We start from the raw sequence: 24,589 nt of genomic DNA on the forward strand, positions 1-24,589 counted from the left end.
CGATCCATTCGGGACCCCATTCTCGGTGATCTCATTCGGCCAAGGCCGAAGTTGCGATCTCGACCCGGGTGACTTTGAACCCGGCCTTCTCGACGTCGGCGATCGCCGACCGGATGGACCAGAGGAGGGAGTCGCCATCCCGGGTGAAGTCGATTGAAGCAACCCCAGAATTGCTTCCCGGAGTGCCGTCGTCACAGCCGGCTTCGAAGAGGGCATTGACGTCGGCATCGGTGAATTCGTTCTTACCAGAGATAATCAAACTGAAGTCGTATGCGGGCATCGATCCACCTTTTTTCGGATATGGGCTGCATGGTCCTCAGGGACACGAGGCGTTGAGTACACGTTCGCTGTACAGCCGTCGCGATCATGGTGGGGGCACTGAAGTTTTCCCCAGGCGTGACCATTAGACATTGTAAGGCTCCAGCCACGATCCAGGGCGTATTGAACCGCGGCGTCGATCTCCTTCTTTGGGTGCCTCATCTCATCTCACAATAACGGTTGGGGGCAGATCGGGCCAATCTTCGTCGGTGCGGGTCTTGTGTTTGTTGATCCAGGTCCAGCGGTGCAAGCTGGCCCGTTGAGGAGGCAACTCTCTGGTATTTCGAGGCTCAATGTTATTATCCAAGGACAGGATCGGGCCGTAAGAAAATTGTGGTGAATTCCTGGCTGAATCAGATCCCTCGCTCTTGTCTCAGCCGCCGTCTGGCATCGTCGAGGCCGCCAAGTCGTCTAGCTCGGGTTTCTCCCGCTGGAATTCCTCGCGGGCCTTGCCAAGTGTCGCAATTTCCTTGGAAGTCGGATCGCCTTTGGGCGTCATGTTGAGCGGCCGGTCGCGATCGGTGTTGAATTTACGAACTTTAATAAAAGAGGGAGGTAGGCCTGTCTATAATCGCGAGCCAGTTCGTGATGGGGGCCTGACCGCTTCGTGCAGGATGCGCTGAGGTTTTCAAGAAGAGCGGGTGTCCGACGCAAGCGGTCAAAGGGAAGGTCGGGAGACTCGTTCCGATGAATGCTCAGGAATCTTCTCCACTGCTTTCGGGCGTTCCAACGATGATGATGTCAGGTGATGACTCGACTTCCGCGTCGGCCCCAGCGGTGGCGGTTTCCATCTTGCTCATCGACGACGATGTCGAGCTCTGCGACCTGATGCAGAAGTTCTTTGCTCGGCACGGGATGAGCGTTGAGGTCGTTCACAACAGCCATCGGGGGCTGGCCCGCGCCTTGGCGGGTGGGCACGACCTGGTCTTGCTCGATGTCATGATGCCGGATCTCGACGGGTTCGAGTTGCTCGGCCAGGTCCGGAGTCGGAGCCAGATCCCGGTGATCATGCTCACGGCGCGGACTGCTCAGGCCGATCGGATTCGCGGGCTCAACGCCGGCGCGGACGACTACTTGCCGAAGCCGTTCGGCCCGGAAGAACTGCTCGCCCGGATTCGCGCGGTGCTTCGGCGGATGGATAACAGTCGGCAGAGCGAGCACGAGTCGTTCGTGGTGGGCCCGATCCGGCTGATCCCCGGGGCCCGCGAGGTTTTGTGCGAGGGACGGGTTCTTGGCCTGACCTCGATCGAGTTCGATATTCTGGAGCAGCTTGTGCGGTCGGCCGGACGGGTGCTTTCGCGTGACGCGCTGATGACCGCCCTCTACCAGCGGCGGGCGACGCCATTCGATCGCTCGATCGACGTTCATATTAGCCATATTCGGAAGAAGCTGAAGCGCCACGGCGACCGGATCCGGACGGTGCGCGGTGTCGGCTACCTCTTCTGTACGGGGGCCGAAGGGGAAGGCGAGATCGCACCATGAGGTCGCTGTTCGGCAAGATTTTCCTCTGGCTCCTCGGGACGAGCCTGCTACCGGTCGCCGCTTTCATGGCGACCTCGTCGTACTTCTTGCCCTCGGGGCAGGCGCCTGCCTTCCTGCCGATCTATCTTTGGACCCTGTTGGGGACTGCGGTTCTCGGCTACCTCGTGGCCATCAACCTGGTCAGGCCGCTGCGAAGCCTGCGACGGACGGTGGAGCAGTTCGGACGGGGGGATCTGACGGCGCGCACCGGCTCGCTGCGCAAGGATGAGATCGGGGGGCTCTCGCGGGCGTTCGACCGGATGGCCGAGCGGATTGAGACGTTGCTGACCGCCGAGCGCCGGCTCTTGCAGGACGTGTCTCACGAACTCCGTTCTCCGCTCGCTCGGCTCCGCTTCGCCGTGGAGCTGGCGCGCACCGACGGCGATCGGGAAGAGGCCCTGACGCATATCGCCAAGGACGTGGAGCGGCTGGCCAACCTGGTCGACGAGCTCCTCCAATTGACGCGGGCCGAGGGGGACCCGTCGTCGCAAGACCTCCATGTCATCCCCCTGAATGACCTCCTCCGATCGCTGGTCGCCGACTGCGGGCTGGAGGCCGAGGCGAGGCATCGCCGCCTGGCCTTGAAGGTCGACGGTTCCGCGATCGTCCTCGGAGAGCGGGAGTTGATCCGGCGCGCCGTGGAGAACGTGCTTCGCAACGCGATCCACTACGCGCCGGAAGGAACGACCGTCGAGATCGTCATGACGCTCGTGGCCGAGGTGGCCACGATCACAGTGCGCGATCGCGGGCCAGGGATTCCGGACGAATGGCTGGGGCAGATCTTCAAGCCCTTCTTCCGCGTGGACAATGACCGGGCCCGGACCAGCGGCGGCGTCGGATTAGGGCTCTCGATCGCCCAGCGGGCCATCAGCCTTCATCAAGGAAAGGTGGAAGCCCGGAATGCGAACCCCGGCCTGATCGTCACGATCGAATTGCCCCATGCCAAAGGCTTAGCCGGCCGAGATGCGGTGCTCCCAGCCGTCGGGGCCGGTTCGTTCAAGCCTTGACGTCTTGTGCCGGCGGCCCGGACGGACCTTCAAGGGGTCGAGCGGCGGGATGCTCCGGTCGCGGGTAGGTCGGGCTGTGGTCGTGGCTGTGTCGGAGAGTCGGGCATGGGTCTTTGTCCCCGATACGGGATGTCCCGTGAGCGCGGCCACGATCGCATAACGCTCGACAACGTCGTGGGTCTTCGCTTCGACTTCGCCCAGGGCGGAATCGACCCAGCCGCCGTCCGCCGAGAATTCCGGCTGGGAGGCGAGCCGTGATCCGGGCAATTCCACCATGTCGGCCTCGTTGACGGACGGATGGCCGGTCGCCGGGTCGATCGTCACCGGACCCAGCCGCAACCGGAGTGCGCGATCCTCGGACGGGCGGACCAGGCAGGCCAGGGCGAGGCCGCCGTCGGGTGTGGCTGTGACGTTGGCCAATCGCTCCTCGAGGATCGAGTCGGTCGGCCCCGGGACGATCAGGCGGCCCATGTCGACGACTTCCGTCCCGCCGTCGTCGAGCTTGAGCCACCAGAGCTGCGTCCTCGTCCGGCCCTTCCGATCGGGGCCTAATTCGTAGAACGAGACCGAGACGATGACTCTCCCTCCCAGTCGCGGGTCGGTCGGCCAGGTCGGCTCCCAGAAGAGGCGAAGATCGTCCCAGGGAGGGGATTTTCGCCAGGCCAGGCGGATCGGCTTCCTCGCGCCGTTGGCGTCCGACTCTTCGGCCGCCCTCGGAGGATCGTCAAACGAATAGCGGTAGAGCTGGCCGTCCCATCCCGAGAACAGGATCTTTGCCGACATCCCAGGAGACCAGCAGGGAGAGCTTCCCGGAACGGTGTCGAGCGCGACGCGATCGAGCACCTCGCCCCCTGGGACCGCAATCCGCACCAGCCCCATCGTGCCGACCTGAGCCCCCTCGAAGCACTTCCAGAGGCCCGTCACATGCGATCGCCCCTGACTATCGAGCCAGGGCGAGCAGACGGCGTATTCGATGCGGTCCGCCTCGTCGAGCCTGATCCGCTCCGTCGCGCCCGTCTCGATGTCCCGCAAGCGGAATTCGCTCTCGAACTTCTGGTGCAAGGCGGAGCTGACCGGCCGGTAGCGGGGAAACGCCGCCTGGCGAGGAGTGGCCGGCTTGAGACCGTGCCGCCCCAGCAGGATGGCCACGACGGTCAGAATCCCGAGCGTCGTCAGGAGCAGTCGAACCGCCAAACGAAGCACACGCATTGCCAGTTCCCGTGCAAACCTCTCGACGATCCGCCCACACGCACAGGTTGGGACTCGCCTTTTTCTTTCGAAAACGAGCCAACGGCCCGGGGTTGAGTCAATCATCGACAGTGAGGCATGACCTCGCTCCCCATATTGAGGAGTGAGCGACGTTGCGTTCGTCGCCGTCCCCAAAATTCGGAAGACCCGCCAATGATTAATGGGACTTGGATGTCTCTCGCCACTCCCCCTTCCTCCCCCCCCTGGGACCGCGGGCGACCCGCCCGCTCTTTTGGTTGGATTTAATTTATTGAAATAAATGAATTAGAAAATTAATGGAATTGAAGAGCGGGCGGGTCGCCTGGGCGATTCCACCCCAGCCAACGAAAGTCCCCTGCGGTGGTGCTTGAGCGGCAAAACCAGCCGGTCCGTGAGATGGATGCGATTGGGGACCCCGGCAACATCCTGCAAAAGGTTGGGCAGGAATGTGGAAGATCCGGCCACCGCTTCGTCCCTACGATTCGTGCATCGTGGCCCAAAAAGGGATACACGGCATGCAAAAGGGAGGTCTTTGGGATGAGTGATGAGACGGGTGGACGAATCGAGGGTGATCTCATGTCCCGCCGGCAGGCCATCGCCCTGGCGGCGGGCTCGGCCGGTGTGCTCGTGGGAGCCAGCGCTGCGGAGGCCGAAGACAGAGCGGCGACGGGAAGACCGACACGTCGGTTCGACGTGGTGATCATCGGGGGAGGCCCAGCCGGACTGAGCGCTGCCCTGGTGTTCGGGCGGGCCTGCCGCAAGGTATTGGTCTGCGACTCGGGGCGGGGCCGCAACGCCCCGGCGGCGGGGGTTCACGGCTTCTTCTCGCAGGACGGGACCCCGCCGGCCGAGTTGCGGCGGATCGGCCGGGATCAGTTGAAGCCCTACGACGTGCAGTTCCATAGCGGCACGGCCACCGAAGCCCGGCCGGTCGAGGGCGGGTTCGAGGTCACCTTGGATGGCGCTGAGGTTGTCGCCTGTCGCAAGCTGATCCTGGCCACGGGCCTGGTCGACGTGCTGCCCGAGATCCCCGGTTTGCAGGAGTTGTGGGGCACCGGCGTGATCCACTGCCCCTACTGCCACGGCTGGGAGTACCGGGGCCGCCCTTGGGCGTTTCTCACTCCCAAGGAGTCGGTCGTCGAGACTGCGACGTTGCTGTTTGGCTGGACCAAGCAGTTGACGCTGCTGACCGACGGCCCGGCCGAGCTTTCGCCCGAGGACCGGGCCTGGCTGGAAGGGCAGGCCGTCGAGGTGGTCGAGGAACGGATCGACCGCCTGGAAGGGGGAGGGGGGACTCTCCGAGCGATCCACCTCGCCAGCGGCCGTCGGATTGAGCCGGCCACCTTGTTCGTGCGGACCCGGCTCCGTCAGGGGGCGTCCCTCCCGGAAGCGCTGGGCTGCGAGTTCGTCGGCGAGGGCCCGACCAAGGGGATGGTGAAGACCGACCCGGCCGGGATGACCCAGGTCAAGGGGCTGTACGTCGTCGGCGATGCCTCGAGCGTGGGCGTGCCGAGCGTCGCCTCGGCGGTGGCCGAAGGCTCAATGACCGCCGCCGTCGCCAACATGGCCATGCTCACCGAGGACGCACCGCGTCGTCCAGGTCGCCGGGAGTGACCCCCTAACCTGGATTTCTCACCCTATTCTTTCGGGGTCCGATCGCTCGACGATTTCGACGGCTCGCCCCCGCCACCCGCGGCCTGCGTGGTCTCCCGCTTGCTCATCACGTCGGCGTGGACCTGATCGGACCTCTTCACGCCAACGCGAACCTGGTTCCTCAGGCCCCCGCGCCCAGGCGGGGGCGCACCCCGATCCTCACCCCTCCTCAGGGAGGGGCTTTCCCGCCTCATTTGACTGGGTCTCCTCGTTTCAGCACCTCGGGATCAAGGGCCCCGACCGCGCCAAGTTGGTGTGCACACGCCGAAACACTTCCGCATACGGACAACCGCTCGAGAACTTCACCCACACCTTGCGAACCGTCACCCGCACCAACGCCCCGATCTTCAAGAGCTTCAGACGGATCGTTTGGCACTGCGCCTCGGCCATCGCCGTTCCCGCCAGCCCCAGCCGCCGCAACGCCTCCAGCAACACGTAGGCGATCGAGGAGAAGAACAGCCGGATCTGGTTGGCACGCATCGTGTGGGCACTGGTCCGATCGGCGAACAGATGGAGTTGCTGCTCCTTGATCCGGTTCTCCATCTCACCGCGACCGCAGTAGTCTTGCTCGTACAGCGGCGGCGCCGCTCGTTCCTCGACCGTGAGCGACGTGACCACGAACCGCGGGTTGGCCCCCTTGCCCAGATGCTCGGCCTTGGCCACCACCCGACGTTCTCGGCTCCAGGTCTTCTGCGTTTGATAACGCAACTCGGCGAAGACCCGGGACGGCTGTTTCGTCGCCTCGAATTGCTGGCGTGCTTGGGCCAATTCCGTCGCGATCGCCGCCGTCAGCCGGGTGTTCTTGGCCAGGCCGATCAGGTAATCCACGCCGTTGTCCTCACACCAGCGAAGGATCTCCTCGCGGCAGAACCCGCTGTCGGCGCGGATCAGGATCTTCACCTGAGGCCACGCCTGGCGGATCTGCGAGACGATCCGCTTGAGGGACTTCACCGAGCCGGCGCTGGCATCAATGTCGGAGGGACGCAGCCGGGCACAGAGCAGGTGGTCGCCGCAGAAGATGTAGAGCGGGAGATAGCAGTATCCCTTGTAGTAGCCGTGGAAAAAGCGGCCAAGTTGGCGGCCATGGACCGTGTCGTCGGTGGCGTCGAGGTCCAAAACGATCCGCTCGGGGGGTCGGCTGTGGGCCTGAAGAAAGAGGGTAACGAAGAGCCGTTCGACCTCATGGGTCTGACAGGTGATCTTCTTGTAACGGCTCTGTCCGTCGGCCCCGACAGGGGTCAGTTCCAAGCGGTTGAGGGTACTCTTGCCAGCCAGCGGCTTGCCGCGATCGCGGAGCCGTGGCCGGTCCTGGCCGGTGGGATCGGTCTTGCCGACGACGGTGGCCAGTAACGGATCGCAGCGGAGATCGTCGTGGTCGTTGAGGTCTTCGTAGCCCAAGGCCAGACCATAGACGCGTTGGGCCAGGAGGTGTTCCAGGGGGTGCTCGACGAGGTCAGGATCGCGATGGTCGGTAAAGCAGGCAGCGAACTGGCGGATGATCCCGGTGCGGGCTTCGATCTGACGGAGCAGAAGTGCACCGCCGTCGGAAGAGATGGCGCCCCCGTCAAAATCGGCGAGCACTTGGCGGTGACCGAGGATGGAAAAGTCGAGGTAAGTCGAGTTACACTCTGTAGCCATCGGGCTGCCTTGGTTCGGTGTCAAAAGTGGTTGTCGCAATTCCACCTATGACACGCAAGGCAGCCCGATTCAATCCCTGGTGAGAAATCCAGGCTAAAGGAGCCGTTGGAGGAGGACCGGCCGGAGGCTAATCACGGTCGAGTAATAAATTGTTGTCTGTTGGATAAGATATTCGGATAGCAATTGATATTCGGGCTGGTCGACCTCTTGTCCCTTGCACGGAACCTCGTTACACTTTTCGGATCTCGATCCGAGCGAGACTTCGTCAGTGTCGATTGTTGGTCGCCTCGGTCGGTCCCTTTGCCTTCACGTCGCGTGGGAGAGCCAAGAATTAGAGGCCCGATTCAGCATTTGTTTATTATGTTGGCCCGTCACGAAGCGATGTCGTATTGGGAGCGTGCCTCCCTCGATGCACATCGGATTAACGCGGGGCCGAGGCGTTATATTCAAAGCCACCTTGATCAGGCGCAACGGTGGCGTCGTCGCCCCCTGGCCTGGATCTCCCCGGGGTGGCGGGGTTACTTGGACGTCATGATCGATCTGTTCGAGAAAGAGCTGGCCTCCCGCACCCGGGGCTAAGGTGATAGCGGTTTACCGACCGACGAGTAGCGTCGGTGGCCGTTTTGTCATCGAGTTGCCCTTCACCTCTGGGAGCTCTCTATTCCAAGAGAAGGCTCGTACCAAGTACCTGCTCGTGGCGATCTCCGGCGCGGGCTTCGTGATCTCCCCTTGGAGTGAGCTTTTTTCGGTGAGGTGACGCTCGCCAGACTGCCCGACCCGGAAGCCACGGCGCTCATGGAGATGGTGAGAGAAGGTAAGGGGATTTGTTGGTGGGAGAGGACGGATTTTTCCTTTCCTATAAGTAAGCGGTGATGCCAACGAAATGGTCACTCAACGATTTTGGCTTTCGCCTTTCGCTTCACGACCGGCTTCACCTTCGGTGGTTTGGAGGGCCACTGACCGTCGACCGTGAACAAGGCCTTCAACATCAGGTCCACGGTCACATCAGCCGCCGCTGACTCGATCTTCGCCACGCGTGGTTGGCTTGACCGGATTGCCTTGGCGAGATCCCTTTGGGTCCACTTTTTCGCCATCCGCGCATCGCGGATGGCCCGGCTCAAGCTAAGTCGGATCTCCACCAGTTTCTCTTCGGCATCCGTCAGACCCAGGAACTCAGCCACGGTGGCCACCTTGAACCCGGCGGCCTCCAATGCTTTCAGTTTATGCTTGTCCATCGCAATTTCCTTTCTTCGCTTGCTTCATCGCCTCGTCATATCGTGCCAGTCTCGCCTTGCAATTGTCGATGACGGCTTTCGGTGCCTGCCTTGTGGTCTTGCTGAAAACCTCGACTATAACGATCGCTTTCTGGTCGATGCGATAGATGATCCGCCAGGTCCGGTTTTCGTACACGATCCGCAGTTCGTGGCATCGGGCGGGAGTGTGGTAATCCGATCCTCTCGTGTGTCTGGAGCCGGCGGAGGAGCAACCCGGCCTCCATCCTCTGCCTCTTTTGAAAGGGGAGGCGTTTTCAGTTCGCCCTTCAGCCGAATTAGAAGTTTGGGTTGCTCCCCTTCATTGCTCATGCAAGATCTGTATATCAGATCCGATATCGGGCCAATAGAGCTGAGCGTGGCCTCGGAACGTGTCGAGGCCCTTTTACCTGGAGCCATCCGGAACACGTGCTGACGTATCGCCTGGAGGAATTACGTGAACGGGCTCGCAAACGGAAGTGAACTCAGGGTGGTCCGAAGCGCGGAGTGCTGGGGGGCAGGATTGCGACCCCCCCCGAGGGGCTCGAGCGATTACGTCCCCTCTGACGTTTGGTAGAGATTCCCGCTTGCTTTTCATCGGCGGACGGAGGAGGGTGGAATGTGTCTTCGACGTCGCCTTGATATGCCGTAAGGTTTCGCTTGCGGTCATGCAGGATTATCGGAGAAGACTCTTCAGGCGATCGATGAAATCGTTGAAGAAGGCTGTCCGTTGAAGGGGTATGGCATCAGGGAGGGCTGTTGTTTGGCCGCTCTCTTGACTGGTTCCTCTCATGGCCGTGGTATTCTCCAAGGTCGATTCTCGTATGTGGAAACCGTCACCTTGACGAGGAGCCGGGTACAATGGACCGACGGACGGAGTTGGTTGAGGCGAGCGAGCCTGCTGTCCCGGACCAGGCGGTAACGGCGTCGAGTTCGAGGGAGAAGCGGACCGTTCTTGTGACGGGGGCCGGCGGGTTTGTCGGGGGGCATGTCGCCCGGAAGTTGGCGGCGGCGGGTTATCGGGTTCGCGGCCTGGTCAGGCGGAAGCCGCGGGTGGATCCCGAGGATCCTTCGGTCGACTGGATCTTCGGCGATCTGTGCGACCCTGAAGTTCGCACGCGGGCCGTCGAGGGGGCCTGGGGGGTTGCCCATTGCGGAGGTTGGGTCAACCTGGCTTCGGACCCCGATGGCGAGGCTCGGGCCGTTAATGTGGAGGCCACGCGTGGGCTCTTGGCGGCTTGTGCGGCGGCGGGGGTTGAGCGGTTTGTCTATACGTCGACCCTCCATACGCTTGCTGCCGGGAGTGCGGAGTGCCCGGCCGACGAGGAGACGCCTTGGAACCTCGAGCGGGTCCGTTCGCCTTATTTGGAGTCGAAACGCGAGGCTGAGCGGGATGTTCTGGCCGGGCAGGGGGGGCGACTTTCGACCCTTGTGCTCTGCCCGGGGATGGTGATCGGCCCGAGGGATGCGAGGCCGACCTCGACAAAGGTCCTGTTCGAAATGGCCAAGACCCCGGTGGCCTTTCTGCCAGCCGGAGGAATTCCGGTGATCGACGCCCATGTACTCGCCTTGGCTCACCAACGCGCTTTGGAATCGCTCGAGTCGGGGCGTCGGTTTGCACTGGTCGGGCCTTATATGAGCTATCGCGAGCAGGCGGAACTCGTCGCGGAACTGACGGGCCGCCCCCGCTGGTGCGTCCCGATCGCCGATGGTTGGGAACGGCCGCTCTCGGGCATCGCCGGCTGTGTCGATCGACTGGTGCGGGGTCGAGGCGTCACCCTCTCTGCCGCCGCCGTGGCCGGGGGCTTTCTCCGGCTCCACGTCAAGGGTGATCGTGCCGACGCTGCGTTCGGTCTGCGTCATCCGCCACCGATCCAGTCGATCTATCAGGCTCTCGCCGACTTTCAGCGGACGGGTCGGGCCCCCTGGCTCAAGTTCAGGAAGGGGGTCGAGAGCCAGGCTCTCGATCTCGGAGCGGCCGACGTCGTTGCGAGGTAAGACGGGTCGCTCGCTTGGCCTACCGGGAGAGGCCGGTTTCCCGGATTCAGCGTCCGCTTCGCTGGTCACGGAAGCGGGCGTGGCACTCCGAACAGCGCCGACGCAGTTGAGTCAGAGCGGCCGCGGCCTCTTGCGTATTGGCGGGGGTTGCGGTCGTCTGGACGCGTTGGATCGCCGCTTCCAGGAGGGCGGCGTCTTGATTGGCGTCTGACATTAACCGGGTGAACTCCTTCCCCCTTGCTTTGGTTTCGTCGTGCCTTGCTGCTTCGCGGAAGTGCTCGGCCAGGAGGGTGGCCTCGTGGGCTTGGTCCGGTTCAGGCCGGCCGGGCGGGGAGCGAAACCCTGACTTTTGGGCCGCCGTGAGCCGGTCCCAGGACGCGTCGATTTGCACCATTGCCTCGACGAGGCCAGGCACCTCGGCCTGCTCGGGCAGGGGGGCACGGCCGACTTGCTTGAGTTCCAGGGATGAAGGCATGATGAATTGATTCGTCGTGGCGTATAATCCCTTGTACTTCGGGTCTGTGCCCGCCTGCTCAAGCCAGGCTTGGGCCTGTCCTTGGTCCCAAGCCTCGGTTGCCATGGCGCAGACGGCTGCGGCGGTGGGGCCTCTGTGCTTGCCGTGGTGGCAGTGGATGAACAGCGGGCCGGGCAGGCTCCGGGCTGCCTGGACCAGGCGCACGACCTGTTCTCGGGTCATTCCGTCGTAGCCGACCGGCAGGTGGACGTATCGTAGGCCGAGTCGTCGAGCTTGCTCGACGTCGGGCCGGGCACCGTCCACGCTGAGGATCGTCTTGACGCCGAGCCGCTTCAACGTTTCGAACCCCGGCTGACCCTCAGGCTGAGCGCCGCTGTAAAGGCCGGGGCCGAGCCGAAAGAGATTCTCGATTCCAGGTCCATCGACTCGTTGCGCGAGGGGAGGGCTAGCGGCCCCAGGTCCGACGAGGAGGATCGCCAGCAGAGCGTAGCCGCAACCTTTTCCACGGGTCATCCTGCCGTTTCCCTCTTATTTGTGTCACGCTTGCGTGCAATGGCATCATCACTCTTGCAGAGAATAGGCCCGTTCGTTCTGCCATTCAAGAGCGAGAGGAAGCGGCTCGGACTTGCTTGCGTCAGCCCCGGGAGATTCTGGGCGTGGCATTCAGAAGCGAGCCAACATCCGCGCGGATGGATTGGGTGAAAGCTTGATACAATAGATCGCGTCGAGAAAGAAGGGATCCAGCGACTGCAACCGATCAAGAGCCGTGGGTTTGGTACGGTGAGTCGCCGGAGGACATTCGCGAGCGGGCCTCAAGACAGTCTTGTGGAAAGAATGACCCCGATGCTCAGAATTCCGGAATCCACCGTTCTGCGATACGGCGCCGCCGTCGTGGGAGCGGTCATCGCCACGGCGTTACGGTTCGCCCTTGGCCCGCTCGTCGGAGATCGCTATCCCTTTACCATCTACTTCGCCCTCGTCGCTTTCGCCGCCTGGTATGGTGGGTTCGGACCCTCGATCCTGGCGCTCTGCCTGGGCGGATTCGCGGGCACGGTCCTCTTTTTGCCGTCGGGGGGCCTGGATATCGGCGGGGTCGAGGTCCGCGTGGGAACGCTCGTCTTTGCCCTGGTCGGGCTGACGATCGCCCTGATGGGCGGGGCCATGCGATCGGCGCGGCAGAAGGCCGAGGAGAGCGCTCGCGAGGCGCTCCATCATTTGCACGCGGAGCACGAGCTTCGCGAACGGCTGGACATCACGCTCCAGAGCATCGGGGATGCCGTGCTCGCCACCGATGCGGGGGGGCGGGTCGTCTCGATGAACCGGGTCGCCGAGGACCTGACCGGCTGGACCAGCGCCGAGGCGTTGGGAAGGCCGCTCGAGGAGGTCTTTCGCATCGTCGACGAGGAGACGGGGGAGCCGGTCGAGTCGCCGGTCGCCAACGCGCTTCGAACCGGGGGGATCGTCGGCCTGACGAACTCCACGGCCTTGATCTCGAGGAATGGCACCATCCGGCCGATCGACGATAGCGCCGCGCCGATTCGAGATGAGGAGGGGGCGATTCAGGGGGCCGTCCTCGTCTTCCGTGATGATACCGAGCAGCGAGTGGCCGCGCGGGCGTTGCGGGAGAGTGAGGCCCGCAAGGCGGCGATCCTCGAGGCGGCGATCGACTGCATCATCACGATGGACCAGGAAGGGAAGGTCGTCGAGTTCAACCCGGCCGCCGAGGAAACGTTCGGGTATTGCCGGGCCGACGCCTTGGGCCGGGAACTGTGCGACTTGATCGTCCCGCCGTCCTTGCGCGAGGCACACCGCCGGGGGCTGGCCCACTACCGGGCCACGGGCGAAGCCCCGATACTTGGCAAGCGGATCGAGGTCGCGGCCATGCGGGCCGACGGCACCGAGTTCCCCGTCGAACTGGCCGTGACCCGGATCGCGACGACGGGGTCCGCCCTGTTCACGGCCTACTTGCGCGACATCACCGAGCGGAAGCAGGCCGAGGCAGCGCGGGCGGAGCGGAGCCGGCTTGCGGAGTTTGGCCGGGAAATCGGGCTGGTCATCACGGAGAGTGCCACGCACGGGGAAATGCTCGACCGTTGCGTCGAGGCGACCGTGCGCCACCTTGACGGAGCGTTCGCGCGGATCTGGACGGCCGACGAGGCGGGGACGCTGCTGGAGCTTCGCGCCAGCGCCGGGATTTACACGCATCTGGATGGGGCGCACGCCCGGATACCCGTCGGCCGGTTCAAGATCGGTACGATCGCCCGGGAGCGGCGGCCCCACCTGACCAACGCGGTGCTCGGGGATCCTCATGTGCCCAACCAGGATTGGGTCAAGCGCGAGGGGATGGTCGCCTTCGCGGGGTTTCCGCTGGTTGTGGGAGAACGGCTGGTTGGCGTCTGGGCGATGTTTGCCCGCCACGCTCTCTCCGACGAGGTCTTCGAGGCGATGGCGGCGGTGGCGAACGGGATTGCCGTGGGCCTCGATCGAAAGCGGGCCATGGAAGCCGTGGTCCGGAGCGAGGGGTGGCTGGCCACGACCCTGGCGAGTATCGGTGACGCCGTCATCGCCACCGACGGCCACGGGCAGGTCCGGTTCATGAACCCGATCGCCGAGCAGTTGACCGGCTGGACTCAGGGCGAAGCGTCGGGCCGGCCCATGGAAGAGGTGTTCCGGATCCTCAACGAGCAGACCCGCATGCCGGCCGAGCACCCGGTCGCCCGGGTGATCCGCGAAGGGGTGATCGTCGGGCTGGCCAACCACACCGTCCTGATCGCCAGGGAGGGGGCCGAGACCCCCATTGAGGATAGCGCAGCGCCGATCCGGGACGATCAAGGGGCGGTTGTCGGCGTCGTGATGGTTTTCCGGAACGTCGCGGAGCAGAGACGGTCCGAACTGCTGTTGACCGACCAGCGGAAAATCTTCGAGCAAATGGCCCGAGGCGCACCGCTCGGAGACGTGCTGGAAGCGTTGTGCGAGGCCGTCGAGCGGCAATCGGCCGGTTGCGTTGCCACCGTGCTGCTGGCCGACGACGAGGGGCGTTGCCTGCACCACGCCGCCGGCCGCCGCTGCCCGGTCGGTTATGCGAGCGCCATCGATCCGGTCCTGGTCGGCCCCGCCAATGGCTCCTGCGGGACGGCCGTGTATCGGGGCGAGCAGGTGATCGTCGCCGACATTGCCAACGACCCTCTCTGGGTTGACTACCAGGACCTTGCCCTCGACTACGGGTTTCGCGCCTGTTGGTCCACCCCGATCCCGTCCTCCGAGGGCAACGTGCTCGGCACCTTCGCTCTCTATTTCCCTGCAACCCAGCGCCCCACTCCTTACGACCAGGAGATGGTGGAACTTCTGGCCCGAACCGCGGGCGTCGCCATTGAACGGCAGCGGGCCGACGATCGGCTTCGACATAGCGAGGATCGCTACCGAACCTTGATCGAAGTGTCGCCGCAAGTCGTCTGGTATGCCGAGGCAGACGGCTCTCTGACCTACTGCAACACCTGGTTCCTCGAACTGACCGGCCTGTCGAAAGCGGCCTCCCAGGGGAGCGGCTGGATGCAGGCGATCCACCCCGACCATCGCGACCGGGTGCGCGAGGTCTGGCGCACCGCCGCCGCCCGGAGCGCGAATTACGAGGTGGAGATCCCCTTCCGCCGGGCTGCGGACGGGACCTACCGCTGGCACGTTGCCAAGGGGGTGCCGGTCAAGGATCAGGAGGGGCAGGTCATTTCGTGGGTCGGCGTGGCCACCGACATCGACGACCGCAAGCGGGCCGACGAGGAGAGGCGGGCCGCGAAGGAGGAGGCCGAGCGGGCGAACCGGGCGAAGGACCAGTTTCTCGCCGTCCTCTCGCACGAGCTGCGGACTCCGCTCAACCCGATCCTCCTGGCCGCCTCGTCGATGCTCGACCGGCCGACCCCCCACGAAGAGATCCATCCCACCCTGGAGATGATCCGCCACAATGTCAACCTCCAGGCGAGGCTGATTGACGACCTCCTGGATGTGATGCGGATCGTGCAAGGGAAGATGCCGCTTCACTGGGGCGTGGCGGATTGCCATGACGTGATTCGGCATGCCTTACAAGTCTGCCAGAGTGAGGTCTTCGGCAAGACCATCGGCCTCACCCTCGACCTCGCCGCCGACCGCCACCACGTCAACGCCGACTCGGCCCGGCTCCAGCAAGTCTTCTGGAACCTGATCAAGAACGCCGTCAAGTTCTCGCCCGATGGGGGAACGCTTTGCCTCCGCACCCGGAACGAGGGGGGCGAGCAGGACCGCCTCATTGTGGAGGTTTCCGACACCGGGATCGGGGTCGAACCGGACGTCCTGCCGACGATCTTCGACCCGTTCCAGCAAGGGGAGACCTCAATCACTCGCCGATTCGGCGGCCTGGGACTCGGGCTGGCGATCTGCCGGGGCGTCGTCGAAGCGCACGGCGGGACGATCACCGCCGAGAGTGCGGGGAAGTCCCGAGGGACCACGTTTCAGATCACGCTCAACGCCTTGCCGAGTCGCGAAGTCGAGGAAAAGGGAACGCCCCAAGGGGGGCATCCCGTGAGCGAGCTGGCTACGGCGCCGACCTCCACGCTCAAGATCCTCGTGGTGGAAGACGAAGAGGCGACCCGCCGGCTGATGGCGAGACTACTTCGAAGCCTCGGCCACAACGTCGCGACGGCGGGGACGATCGCCGAGGCGACGGAGGCGGCCGAGGCGGAAGTCTTCGACCTGATCGTCAGCGACATCGGTCTGCCCGACGGCAGCGGCCTGGAACTGATGCGGCGAATCGTGACGCATCGCGGGCCGGTGCCGGCGATCGCCCTCACCGGGTACGGGATGGAGGAAGACATCGTGCGAAGCCGAGAGGCCGGTTTCACCGCCCACATGACCAAGCCCATCGACTTCACCAAGCTGGAAGCCATGATCCGCCAGGTGGCCCCGTCGGGGCGATGAGATGAGATTCGGTCGCTCGCCCCGATGGGGGGCACTCTCGCCGAGTCATTCACTTGGATTTTGGCGATTGTTTTGTTTTTGAGGTGGCTGTTCACGCCTTGGAGACCCTCAAAAACAAGGAGTTTGAAAGGCCCAAGGACAAATCGCTTGTTTTCCGCTTTCCCACCCCTGTGAACGGCTACGGTTACGGGATGTTGGTATTGGAACGGCTTTTGGGGCGGTATCCTGGCCGTATCGAGGAAATGCCGAGGGGCAGCGATGGGAGTCCCGAAAAGGCTCGTTTTCGGGCCGGTCGTTTGGTCCAGCCCCGGACCGACCGACGCTTGACAGAGCAGCGATTCAAGGAGCTTGATGCAAATGGCTGAAGGACAAGCACTGCTCCGGGCAGTCATCGATTCGCCGGATGACGACGCGCCTCGGCTGGAGTACGCGGGTTGGCTGGAAAGCCGGGGTGAGCCGGAGCGGGGCGAGTTCATTCGCGTCCAATGCGCCCTGGACACGATGTCCGCGGACGACCCGCGTCGGCCGCCGCTTCAGGCTCGTGAAGCTGAATTGCTGGAGCAACACGGCTGGACGTGGGCCGAGGAGTTCGGGACGGAGATTACCGAATGGGTCTTCCGCCGCGGTTTCATCGAGCGCGTCGAGATGAGCTTGGAGCGGCCGGCCGACCAAATCCTCGCCGTCTTGAGCAAGGGCCCGATCCGCCACATCCGTGACGCCGGGCAATTCGACGACTTCGACGGGCTGGTTGAAGCCCTACCTCAACTCGATCACCTCACCGGCCTGGAATTCTGGAAGCTCTACGTTTGCAATGACCGGCTCGTGGCGAAACTCTTGAACTCTCCCCACCTGCGAAATCTCCGCACTCTCATCCTGCACCACGACCGCAATGGTAACCTCGTCGAGGACGAGGTTCTCATCGAAGGGCTGATGTCTCCCTACCGGATGAACCTCAGAGAGCTCGCCGTCAACGTCGATGTCATGTGGCGAGGGCCGTCACCCAAGGTGCTGATGGCGATGGCCCGCTCCCCTTATTTGGCCAACCTGCGCAAGCTTGACCTGTCGGAAACGGAACTGACCGTCGAACTGATCCGGGCGCTCGGGCAATCCCCGGCATTCGCCCATCTGGAAGAGCTCGACCTGGGCGGATGTAGCTTCCCTCCCCGGTTGTGGGACGAAGTCCTGCAGGGGCCGTGGCTACCTCGTTTGAAGTGGCTTCGCTTGAGCGGTGCAGCGACGACCGACGCGGAAGGTTTCCACGTCGACGACCTGAAAAACCTGCCCACCTACCGTAGCGGATTTGAGGACCGCGTGGCGGTCGTGGACTGGGATACAGTGTTCATCGCCCCCAATTACCGCAACACGAGTTGGCAGGGCCTCACCTGGAAGGAGCGTCGGAGCCGTCCCCTCCGTGTCATGAACCCTTGGGTACGTGCCAAGGACTACGCCGGCCTTGAGAATGAATACCGCCGTCTGTGCCAGGCGCTCGCGGGCGCGGAGATCCGAGCAGAAATTGACTGCTTGCCGTTCGACGTCTACGAGGAGAAGCTGCACAAGAGGGTTCAGAAGGTCCTCGGTGTCCTGCCGAAGAAACGGGGCAAGGCGATCTCTTTGCGGATCAGTCCCGATTTCGAGTGGAGGGGCGAATTTCATGTGCAGGCGAACGACCTGGCCGTGACAGAGGACGAGGTCCCCGAGGAGATCAGTTATGAGGGGCCGATTGTACAGATCAAGGGGCCTGACTTTCCGGAAGCCTCCCAGATCTACCAGCGGCATCCACTCCAGGCTGGCACTCGACCCAGCGGCCCGGCCCTCTACTTACTGGCCCGGACCGTAGCGGCATACGGCCGATGTTTGGCAGGGCATGATCTTCCGGTCCCAGTTTATTTTGGCTGTAGGCATGCCGTGTTTTGTATGAGTCGCCCATAGCGATCGGGAGCCGCATTCGCCGTTCCTGGAAGGTGAATCCGACATTCATTTTATTTATGTTTATTGTGTTCGGTTGCGGAGATTGGCCGGCCTGTGCATGTCGCGCCGCGCCCGGTTTGCGGGCGAGCGACCCATGAGCAATCGCGACCCTGTCCCCGGGCGGCGGACCCGCAGTCACCGTCCAGGGAAACAGGTCGTACGCCGGCATCTCCCGGTACGTCAGGTCGAACGGGCCGCCGTCGATGATGTTGAGACATGCCCCGGCCGATTCCTTAGCTGCCTTGCAGCACCGGCAACAGCTCGAAGCCCGCTCCGAGGATGTCGCGGTGGGGGATTTGCAGCCAACGGTCGAGCAGGGTCGCGTAGATTTGGCGGAAGTCGACGCTGTGGATCGGGTCGCCGTCCTCGAGGCGGGTCAGGTCGAGGGGGGAGCCGTGAAGGCCCGCTTTGACCGGCTGGCCCAGAAGGAAGACAGGGGCGGCGGTGCCGTGATCGGTCCCTCCGCTGCCGTTCTCGTTCAGTCGCCGGCCGAATTCGGAAAAGACGAGAACGACCACCCGTTCGGCTTCACCCGACGTTTTGAGGTCGTTGAGGAACGCCCGGAGCGACGTTCCCAGCTCGCCCAGAAGGTTCGCGTGCTGCGAGAGCTGACCGCTGTGCGTGTCGAAGCCGTCGAGGTGGGTGTAGTAGATCGAGGTTGTCAGGCCGGCCTTGATTAACTGGGCGATCAACTGGAGCCGCTGGGCCAGGCCGTAGAACTCGGGATAATCGGCCTTGGCGGCTGGCCGGTCCTTTTGGATCTGTTCGAGGCGTGCGCTGCTGGCGTAGGTGATCAGGCTGCAACGCTCGACGAACTGGAGGGGAGAGCCGGGCGTCCCGCGCTCTTGCCGGGCCAGGCGGTCGAGGGCTTCGATCTGCGCGGCGGCCTCCGCGCCTTGCGGCATGCCCAGTCTGCGGCGGAACTGCTCGAGCCTGGCCATCGACGGGACCACCTGCCGGCCCCCCGAAAGTGCCCCGGGGAGCGGGAACGCCTCGTGGATGTGCAGCCCCGCCGCGTCGCCGTCCGGGCCGGTCTGCCGGTCGAGTGCGCGGGCCAGCCAGCCGGGGGCCGCCTTGTCCAGCTTGGTCTTGGCGGTCTGCCAGATCGCCATGCTGTCGAAGTGCGACCGGTTCGGGTTGGGGTATCCCACCCCTTGCACGATCGCCAGCTGCTCTTGCTCCAAAAGCTTCGCGAACGGTTCGAGGCTCGGGTGCAGTCCCACCCGATCGTTGATCTTGAGCACCTCTCCGGCGGGGATCGCGAGCTTCGGCCGTCGCTGGCGGTATGCGTCGTCGCGATACGGCACCACGGTGTTCAGGCCGTCGTTGCCACCGTCGAGTTGGACCACGACGAGGATCCGGCCCTTCGCATCCGGCCGGTCGTCGGCCAGGGCGTGCGCGGAGCGGGCGAGGAACAGCGGGACCGTTGGGCCGCAAGCCAGGAGCGCGGACGAGCCCAGGCCCAGGCGAAGCATCTCGCGACGAGTCGGGTGCATTGGGGACTCCTTTGATTAATGAGAATATCGCGGGAAATTGATCTGGAATTTTTGGAGCACGCCGGAGAAGCTGTTTCAACAGCGTTCCAAGCGACAACGGGAACGCTCGCCAGTGGGTATGCCTGCCTTTGGCAGCCCCGGTGGGGCGACCGTTCCTAGCCCAGGGCCAAGCTCTGGGACCTTACGCGAAGTCGCACGCCCCTCCCCCCGCTGCGTCCGGGCGGGCCAGCGGCCCGCCCGGACGCAGCGGGGGGATCAGCAGGAAATCGAAACATCTCGTTTCCAATCATTTCCAAGGGCTTGCGCCCCTGGCTATTGACGGTCGCCCCTCCGGGGCTACAAGAAATCGGCCTTGGGGACCATCGTGACCGGATTTGCCAGCCTCGAAGAACGCTGATAACACCGCTTCTCCCCGGGCGCTCAGGAGAGTTGGAACTCAGGGCAGTTGATGAGTCGCTGAAGCCCTTTACGGAGTCCGTCGGGGCTGCCGTCGCGGCCGGCATCGAGCACGAGTCGGCGGGCCTCGTCGTTGATGTCCTCTTGGAGCAGGAGCGCGAGCAAGGCGCCGAGGGCGCGGTTGGCGGGGAGCGTGGAGTGCGCGGCCCAGGCCAAGGGGTCGAAGGGGAGCAAGCCGTTCTCGGCGCGGCCCCAGACGACGTCGGCGGCCCAGTTGGTGCGTTCCAGCAGGGTGCCGCTGTTGATCCAGGTCGAGCCGCCGACCCAGCCCTCGACGTTCGGCGGAACGAAGAGCTCCTGGCCTTGCGTGTCGCAGGCGGCCGAGAGTGCCAACGGGTTGATCGCCGTTCGCGGGACCTCGAGCGTTCGGACCAGCCCGGCGCTCCACTCCACCGGCGATTTGATCCGCTGGCGATACGCGGTCTGGGAAAAGAAGTGCCGTGAGCGGAGGATGAACCCCACGATCGGCCCGATGGCGAACTGGCTTCGCTTCACCTCCTCGGCCAGTGGTTCGATCAGTTCAGGACCCGGTGTACTGAACTCGCTGACCAGGAACCGGTAGAGCTTGCGTGCCAGGAAGGTCGCCGCCTCGGGCCGTTCGAGCGTGATCCGCACGATGTCCCCCGCTCCCCAGCGTCCGTTGAGGCCGAGAAACGTCTTCGGGCCGTCGTCGATCTGGGCGGTCTCGCGGACAAATCCGGGTGTCTCCGTGAAACCGCCTCCGGAATCCCGGCGGGTCCAGCCGGTGAAGGCCCGGGCGGCCTCGCGGACATCCTGCTCGGAATAAGCCCCGGCGCCCAACGTGAACAGTTCGAGGAACTCGCGGGCGAAGTTCTCGTTGGGTTTGCTCTTCTTGCTCGTCCCGCCGTCGAGCCAGATCAGCATCGCCGGGTCGGCGACCATCGCCTCAAGGAACGCGGCGAACTCGCCCAGGGCGTGCGTCCGTAGCGTCTCGTTCTGTCGGTCCATGAGAGTGACCGACTCGACCTTCTTGTGGCTGGTCGCAAAGTGGCCGTGCCAGAACAGGGTCAACTTCTCGCGAAGCGGGTCGGGCCCCTGGATGATGCGGTTGAGCCAGCAGACCTTGAGCAGGTCGAGGTTGGCTGAGGCCCGCGCTGTCTGACGCAGGCCGTCGATCGCTTCGGTATCCTCGGCAGACAGCGGGTTCGGCTGGAACAGCCGCGCGACGCTCGCCTCCGGTCCGGCCGCCACGTCCCGGAGTAATTCCGCACGAGTCGCGCCGAAGCCGGCGCGGCGGTGCAGGTGGGCGACCTTGCGGAGGTCCCAGGGGTCGTCGGCCGTCGGCTCATAGCGGGCCCACGGGGAAGCGGTTGTCGATTTCATTAGAGCATACCTCGCTTGGTCTGAGAGTCTGTCCCGGAAGGCGAATCGCACCGGAGTGTTTGCGGATCTGCCGGGTGCTATGCTCGGAACCCATGTGGGAATGCCTTGGCCTGGGGCACACGGGGTCCGAGTACGGACCCTGTGGCACCTAAACCACCTTCATTTCCCGGTGAAGCCCGACCTGCCGAGACAGACACTGAGCGTTCTGTCCGTGGGATGATTTGCCGGCATGGGCCGGAAGCCAATGCGATGACTGATGGCTTGATTCATTGCGCGTCCGGGTGCTCGATCCGGATATCGCCGAGGTCGAGGGTCTCGCCCGGTTTGACGGTGAACTCCTTGCGGATCTGCGCCCCCTTGTCCGGGTCGTTGACCGTCGAGAAGTCGAGGATCCGGTAGAGTGCATCGGGGATCAGGGAGATCAGGGTGATCCGGCCCTGGTCGTCGGTCCTTGGAGAGTTCCAGTAGTGCTTGCGATCGACGTTTGCCACGAGCTCGACGTCGCTCCTCAACTCGCTTTGGTCTTGCTGATTCTGGCTGTATTGACTCGGGCCGGGGGTGGCGACGAATTCGAAGTGGGGCTGTTGGTTGGCGAGGGGCTTACCGTCGGGCCCGACGAACCGCGCCTTGGCTTTGCCACAAGGCTGCAAGCGGATCGCCAGGTCCCGGCCGCTCTGATTCCCGGCGATGTCGACCGAGGCGCCCCACTCGTGCTCGGCATTGAGGAGGTGAATGCGCGTGGATGCCTTGGGGGCCAGGCCGTGCAGCTCGAAGCGGCCTTCACGGATGGGAATCTGGGAATCGCCACGCCAGTAGGGGCTGGCGGCCTCGATTTTGAGCGTCGAGAGGATGAGGCCGTCGGTGACCGGTTGCCCGTCGGGGCCTTCGACATGCCCCTTGATTGTCACGCCGGGCCGCAGCTCTGCGGCGACCTCGTGGGGCGAGTCTTCGGCCTTGGCCTCGTAGGGGATGATGGCGTGGGCATGGTAGCGTGTGCCGCCAGGCCGATCGTTGTAGAGCCGGTTGGCCCCGATCTCGTCCAGGACGTAGTCGCTGGTTGGGCCGAAGACGAGGAGGTGTCCCTTGCCGGGTGGCACCACGATCTGGAACGAGCCGTCGTCCGTGCTGGCCACGATCGCCTGCCAGCCCGAGAGCATGTTGTCATCGCGCTTGGTCGGGATGAACTGAATGCTCGACGCAGGCAGCGGGTGAGTGGTCCCCGCTTCGGTGACCTTGCCGCGAATCAGAACGCCGCGATGGACTTTGATGTCGTGGGTCGTCTTGATTGTCCCTTTGGTCCAGTTGATTTTGTCCTGCTGGATTAAGTAGGGCTCGCCGTCGGTAGGGAAGGCGCCGAGGGTATAACTCTCGCTGGCGATCGGGTTCATCGTAAATCGCCCCTCGGCGTCAGCGCGGAACTTGGCGGTGAAGTAGCCTCGGGCACGCTCGTTCATAACCGGGGCCGTGGCCGAGACGACGGCGTTGGGAATGGGTCGGCCGGTGTCGGCGGCAAGGACGTGGCCCTCAATGATTCTCGCCGGTTCCAGCGCAAGAGTGGTCTCCTTGCCGGCCGCCTCGCCGTCGAGAGAAATCCGCAAGTCTTGTTGGGCAAAGCGGGGATCGCGGACGCCGATGTTGAGGCTGACACCACCGCCGATGCCGTGCAGGGTGAACCGCCCATCGTTGTCAGTTGTGACTGGTCGGGGCCAGCTGCGAAGGCCCTTCGGGGGGCTGGCCCAGAGAGCGATCCCCTTGTAATTGCCTTGGTCGTTCATCCGCCCGACGCCCAAGATGAGGACTTTGACACCGCCGGCAGGCGCTCCGGACACGTCGACGAGCCGGACGCGCACGGGCTGTTCGGTCTGGAGCTTGAGGTCGGCCTCAGGCTGCTTGGCGTCGGGGTTCAGCTCGGCCCAACCCAGGCCGTACCCGGGTACAGTGGCCAGGGCGATCACCTCCAAGACGCGGGCCGACGCGGTGCGGGGGGCATCGAGACGATATCCGCCGTCAGCGCCCGATTGGCCTTGGCCCAGCAGAGTGAACTGAACCGCTTCTTCGCTCGCGCCGACCGGGGGCGTGCGGGGCCGCGCTACCAGGTCCACGACCGCGCCGTCGACTGGCTTGCCGTCGGGGTCGAGCACTCGGCCGGTGACGGTCATTCGGGCCGGTGTCGCGTCATCGGGTTTCGCCGCCGGGCGAGGCCGGTCAGCGTCGTCAGGCGCTCTCTTCGCTTCCGGTGCCGCTGGGTTCTGCGTGATCTCCTCCTTCATCGCCAGCGAGTGGGTGAGCAAGCCGGCGCCGGTGGCGACGGCCGTCAGGAGCAGCAGAGAGAGTGCGGTGAGCCTGAGCTTGTGTAAGAGCATGGTTCTGAGGACCTCCTGGGCCAGAGTCGTTGCCGAGGCGGAGAGGATCCCGCTTGCGGCGTGCCGGGCCGCGAAGGCGGTCGCGGCCTGGGTTGTGGTGTCGCACAGGAGGGGTGAAACGGACGCCGAGGCGGACCGAGGGGCCAGGAATGCACCCAAGGCGGCGGCGGGCAAGGACACGCCACGTCGTGATAGGCCGCGCCCGAGCTTGTCACGCGCTCGGGCCAGCCGGCTCCGGAGAGTGCCCGCCGGGCAGCGGAGCCGCCTGGCGGCTTCGTCGAGGGTGAGGCCCTCGAAGTAGCAGAGCACCACCGGTAGCCGGAAGGACCGGGGCAGGCGGTCGATCTCGCCGTGGATTGCCTCGGCCTGCTCACGGTCGATGGCCGGCTGGTCGGCCGGCGGAGCGGTCGGCTCGGCCAGGTGGCACGCGCCCGGACCGGGACCTTTCATGGCGTTGCCCTCCTCCCGCTTGCGTCGGCGGCCAATCTGTTGCTTGGCGCATCGCGCCGTCCGGATCGCGGTCCCATACAGCCAGTTGCCCAGTAAGTCGGGGTCGCGGATCGTCCTTGCCTTCTGGGCCAGAACGAGGAAGACGGCCTGAAAAGCGTCCTCGGCATGCTGCGCGTCGCCCAGGAACTGGCGGCAGACGCCCAGCACCATCGGACCGTGCCGACCGACCAGCGCGGCGAAGGCGGCCTCGCCGGCCGGGTTGCACCCGCCGGCGAGATACCGCTCGAGGAGCTGGCGGTCGGAGAGCCCGGCCACGGAGCCCCCCTCGAAGAGGGACTCGAGCTGTCGGACCACGGACCTCGTTGCCGTATGCGCCATGGCCGATCGCTCTCCTTTTTGGTTCCCGAAGTCGTTCAGGCCGGTGCGCCCGCACCCGACGTCCCTTTCATCCCCACACAAGGTACTGTGGCGCCGCCGGCCA

The 24,589-nt window shown here is 64.5% G+C and carries 15 protein-coding genes and 1 pseudogene; 7 read left to right on the forward strand and 9 right to left on the reverse strand.

Going from position 1 to position 24,589, the window contains the following annotated elements; all coding sequences use genetic code 11:
* Positions 1 to 31: 31 nt before the first annotated feature.
* A complete protein-coding gene (locus SINAC_RS21760; RefSeq protein ID WP_015247750.1) occupies positions 32 to 280 on the reverse strand; it encodes a hypothetical protein in 249 nt (82 codons plus the stop codon).
* Between the two features lie 725 nt (positions 281 to 1,005).
* On the opposite strand from SINAC_RS21760, the gene SINAC_RS21765 reads away from it, so the two are divergent.
* Together SINAC_RS21765 and SINAC_RS21770 are read left to right on the forward strand one after the other, a co-directional pair.
* On the forward strand, positions 1,006 to 1,800 hold the full coding sequence (locus SINAC_RS21765; RefSeq protein ID WP_015247752.1) for a response regulator transcription factor: 795 nt from the start codon (positions 1,006 to 1,008) through the stop codon (positions 1,798 to 1,800).
* Positions 1,797 to 2,846 carry a sensor histidine kinase gene (locus SINAC_RS21770; protein WP_015247753.1) on the forward strand — a complete coding sequence of 350 codons (1,050 nt, stop codon included), beginning with the start codon at positions 1,797 to 1,799 and terminating at the stop codon, positions 2,844 to 2,846. The genes SINAC_RS21765 and SINAC_RS21770 overlap by 4 nt, the downstream gene beginning before the upstream one ends.
* On the opposite strand, the gene SINAC_RS21775 is transcribed toward SINAC_RS21770, so the two are convergent.
* Positions 2,790 to 4,055, reverse strand: a complete 1,266-nt coding sequence (locus SINAC_RS21775) for a hypothetical protein (protein ID WP_015247754.1) — start codon at positions 4,053 to 4,055, stop codon at positions 2,790 to 2,792. The genes SINAC_RS21770 and SINAC_RS21775 overlap by 57 nt on opposite strands.
* Before the next feature lie 555 nt (positions 4,056 to 4,610).
* On the opposite strand from SINAC_RS21775, the gene SINAC_RS21780 reads away from it, so the two are divergent.
* On the forward strand, positions 4,611 to 5,687 hold the full coding sequence (locus tag SINAC_RS21780) for an NAD(P)/FAD-dependent oxidoreductase (protein ID WP_015247755.1): 1,077 nt from the start codon (positions 4,611 to 4,613) through the stop codon (positions 5,685 to 5,687).
* Between the two features lie 252 nt (positions 5,688 to 5,939).
* Here the strand turns inward: SINAC_RS21780 and SINAC_RS21790 are convergent, their stop codons facing one another.
* The 3 genes and pseudogenes from SINAC_RS21790 to SINAC_RS41955 form a co-directional block, all read right to left on the reverse strand.
* Complete coding sequence (locus tag SINAC_RS21790; RefSeq protein WP_015244773.1) at positions 5,940 to 7,364, reverse strand: IS1380 family transposase; 1,425 nt, start codon at positions 7,362 to 7,364, stop codon at positions 5,940 to 5,942.
* 887 nt (positions 7,365 to 8,251) lie between these two features.
* Positions 8,252 to 8,599, reverse strand: a complete 348-nt coding sequence (locus tag SINAC_RS21800; RefSeq protein WP_015247756.1) for a helix-turn-helix domain-containing protein — start codon at positions 8,597 to 8,599, stop codon at positions 8,252 to 8,254.
* Positions 8,586 to 8,947, reverse strand: a pseudogene (locus SINAC_RS41955) (type II toxin-antitoxin system RelE/ParE family toxin). Before SINAC_RS41955 ends, SINAC_RS21800 begins: the two are co-directional and overlap by 14 nt.
* 528 nt (positions 8,948 to 9,475) lie before the next feature.
* On the opposite strand from SINAC_RS41955, the gene SINAC_RS21810 reads away from it, so the two are divergent.
* Positions 9,476 to 10,612 (forward strand): NAD-dependent epimerase/dehydratase family protein, encoded by a 1,137-nt coding sequence (locus SINAC_RS21810; RefSeq protein WP_015247757.1) that lies wholly within the window; start codon positions 9,476 to 9,478, stop codon positions 10,610 to 10,612.
* A gap of 46 nt (positions 10,613 to 10,658) precedes the next feature.
* On the opposite strand, the gene SINAC_RS21815 is transcribed toward SINAC_RS21810, so the two are convergent.
* Positions 10,659 to 11,600: a protein-tyrosine phosphatase family protein gene (locus SINAC_RS21815; RefSeq protein ID WP_015247758.1), complete on the reverse strand. Its 942-nt coding sequence runs from the start codon at positions 11,598 to 11,600 to the stop codon at positions 10,659 to 10,661.
* A gap of 330 nt (positions 11,601 to 11,930) precedes the next feature.
* On the opposite strand from SINAC_RS21815, the gene SINAC_RS21820 reads away from it, so the two are divergent.
* From SINAC_RS21820 to SINAC_RS21830, 3 genes are read left to right on the forward strand one after another with little or no spacing between them, the layout of a single operon-like run.
* Positions 11,931 to 16,031: a PAS domain S-box protein gene (locus tag SINAC_RS21820; RefSeq protein WP_015247759.1), complete on the forward strand. Its 4,101-nt coding sequence runs from the start codon at positions 11,931 to 11,933 to the stop codon at positions 16,029 to 16,031.
* A gap of 53 nt (positions 16,032 to 16,084) precedes the next feature.
* Positions 16,085 to 16,396: a hypothetical protein gene (locus SINAC_RS21825; RefSeq protein ID WP_020467191.1), complete on the forward strand. Its 312-nt coding sequence runs from the start codon at positions 16,085 to 16,087 to the stop codon at positions 16,394 to 16,396.
* Entirely contained in the window at positions 16,389 to 17,960 is a 1,572-nt protein-coding gene (locus tag SINAC_RS21830) for a TIGR02996 domain-containing protein (RefSeq protein ID WP_015247760.1), read from the forward strand. The genes SINAC_RS21825 and SINAC_RS21830 overlap by 8 nt, the downstream gene beginning before the upstream one ends.
* 272 nt (positions 17,961 to 18,232) lie before the next feature.
* Here SINAC_RS21830 and SINAC_RS21835 read toward each other — a convergent pair whose 3' ends face one another.
* From SINAC_RS21835 to SINAC_RS38145, 3 genes are all read right to left on the reverse strand, one after another.
* Positions 18,233 to 19,495 carry a DUF1501 domain-containing protein gene (locus SINAC_RS21835; RefSeq protein WP_015247761.1) on the reverse strand — a complete coding sequence of 421 codons (1,263 nt, stop codon included), beginning with the start codon at positions 19,493 to 19,495 and terminating at the stop codon, positions 18,233 to 18,235.
* A gap of 420 nt (positions 19,496 to 19,915) precedes the next feature.
* Positions 19,916 to 21,295, reverse strand: a complete 1,380-nt coding sequence (locus SINAC_RS21840; RefSeq protein ID WP_015247762.1) for a DUF1800 domain-containing protein — start codon at positions 21,293 to 21,295, stop codon at positions 19,916 to 19,918.
* Positions 21,296 to 21,561: 266 nt separating this feature from the next.
* Positions 21,562 to 24,486, reverse strand: coding sequence for a sigma-70 family RNA polymerase sigma factor (locus tag SINAC_RS38145; protein WP_015247763.1), 2,925 nt, complete (start codon positions 24,484 to 24,486; stop codon positions 21,562 to 21,564).
* Between the last annotated feature and the right edge of the window lie 103 nt (positions 24,487 to 24,589).

The organism is Singulisphaera acidiphila DSM 18658, assembly GCF_000242455.2.
GTDB classification, from domain to species: Bacteria; Planctomycetota; Planctomycetia; order Isosphaerales; family Isosphaeraceae; genus Singulisphaera; species Singulisphaera acidiphila.

Coding starts and splice junctions, on each gene's coding strand:
- SINAC_RS21760 (WP_015247750.1), bottom strand. CDS start 280: ATGCCCGCATACGACTTCAGTTTGATTATCTCTGGTAAGAACGAATTC.
- SINAC_RS21765 (WP_015247752.1), top strand. CDS start 1,006: ATGAATGCTCAGGAATCTTCTCCACTGCTTTCGGGCGTTCCAACGATG.
- SINAC_RS21770 (WP_015247753.1), top strand. CDS start 1,797: ATGAGGTCGCTGTTCGGCAAGATTTTCCTCTGGCTCCTCGGGACGAGC.
- SINAC_RS21775 (WP_015247754.1), bottom strand. CDS start 4,055: ATGCGTGTGCTTCGTTTGGCGGTTCGACTGCTCCTGACGACGCTCGGG.
- SINAC_RS21780 (WP_015247755.1), top strand. CDS start 4,611: ATGAGTGATGAGACGGGTGGACGAATCGAGGGTGATCTCATGTCCCGC.
- SINAC_RS21790 (WP_015244773.1), bottom strand. CDS start 7,364: ATGGCTACAGAGTGTAACTCGACTTACCTCGACTTTTCCATCCTCGGT.
- SINAC_RS21800 (WP_015247756.1), bottom strand. CDS start 8,599: ATGGACAAGCATAAACTGAAAGCATTGGAGGCCGCCGGGTTCAAGGTG.
- SINAC_RS21810 (WP_015247757.1), top strand. CDS start 9,476: ATGGACCGACGGACGGAGTTGGTTGAGGCGAGCGAGCCTGCTGTCCCG.
- SINAC_RS21815 (WP_015247758.1), bottom strand. CDS start 11,600: ATGACCCGTGGAAAAGGTTGCGGCTACGCTCTGCTGGCGATCCTCCTC.
- SINAC_RS21820 (WP_015247759.1), top strand. CDS start 11,931: ATGCTCAGAATTCCGGAATCCACCGTTCTGCGATACGGCGCCGCCGTC.
- SINAC_RS21830 (WP_015247760.1), top strand. CDS start 16,389: ATGGCTGAAGGACAAGCACTGCTCCGGGCAGTCATCGATTCGCCGGAT.
- SINAC_RS21835 (WP_015247761.1), bottom strand. CDS start 19,495: ATGCACCCGACTCGTCGCGAGATGCTTCGCCTGGGCCTGGGCTCGTCC.
- SINAC_RS21840 (WP_015247762.1), bottom strand. CDS start 21,295: ATGAAATCGACAACCGCTTCCCCGTGGGCCCGCTATGAGCCGACGGCC.
- SINAC_RS38145 (WP_015247763.1), bottom strand. CDS start 24,486: ATGGCGCATACGGCAACGAGGTCCGTGGTCCGACAGCTCGAGTCCCTC.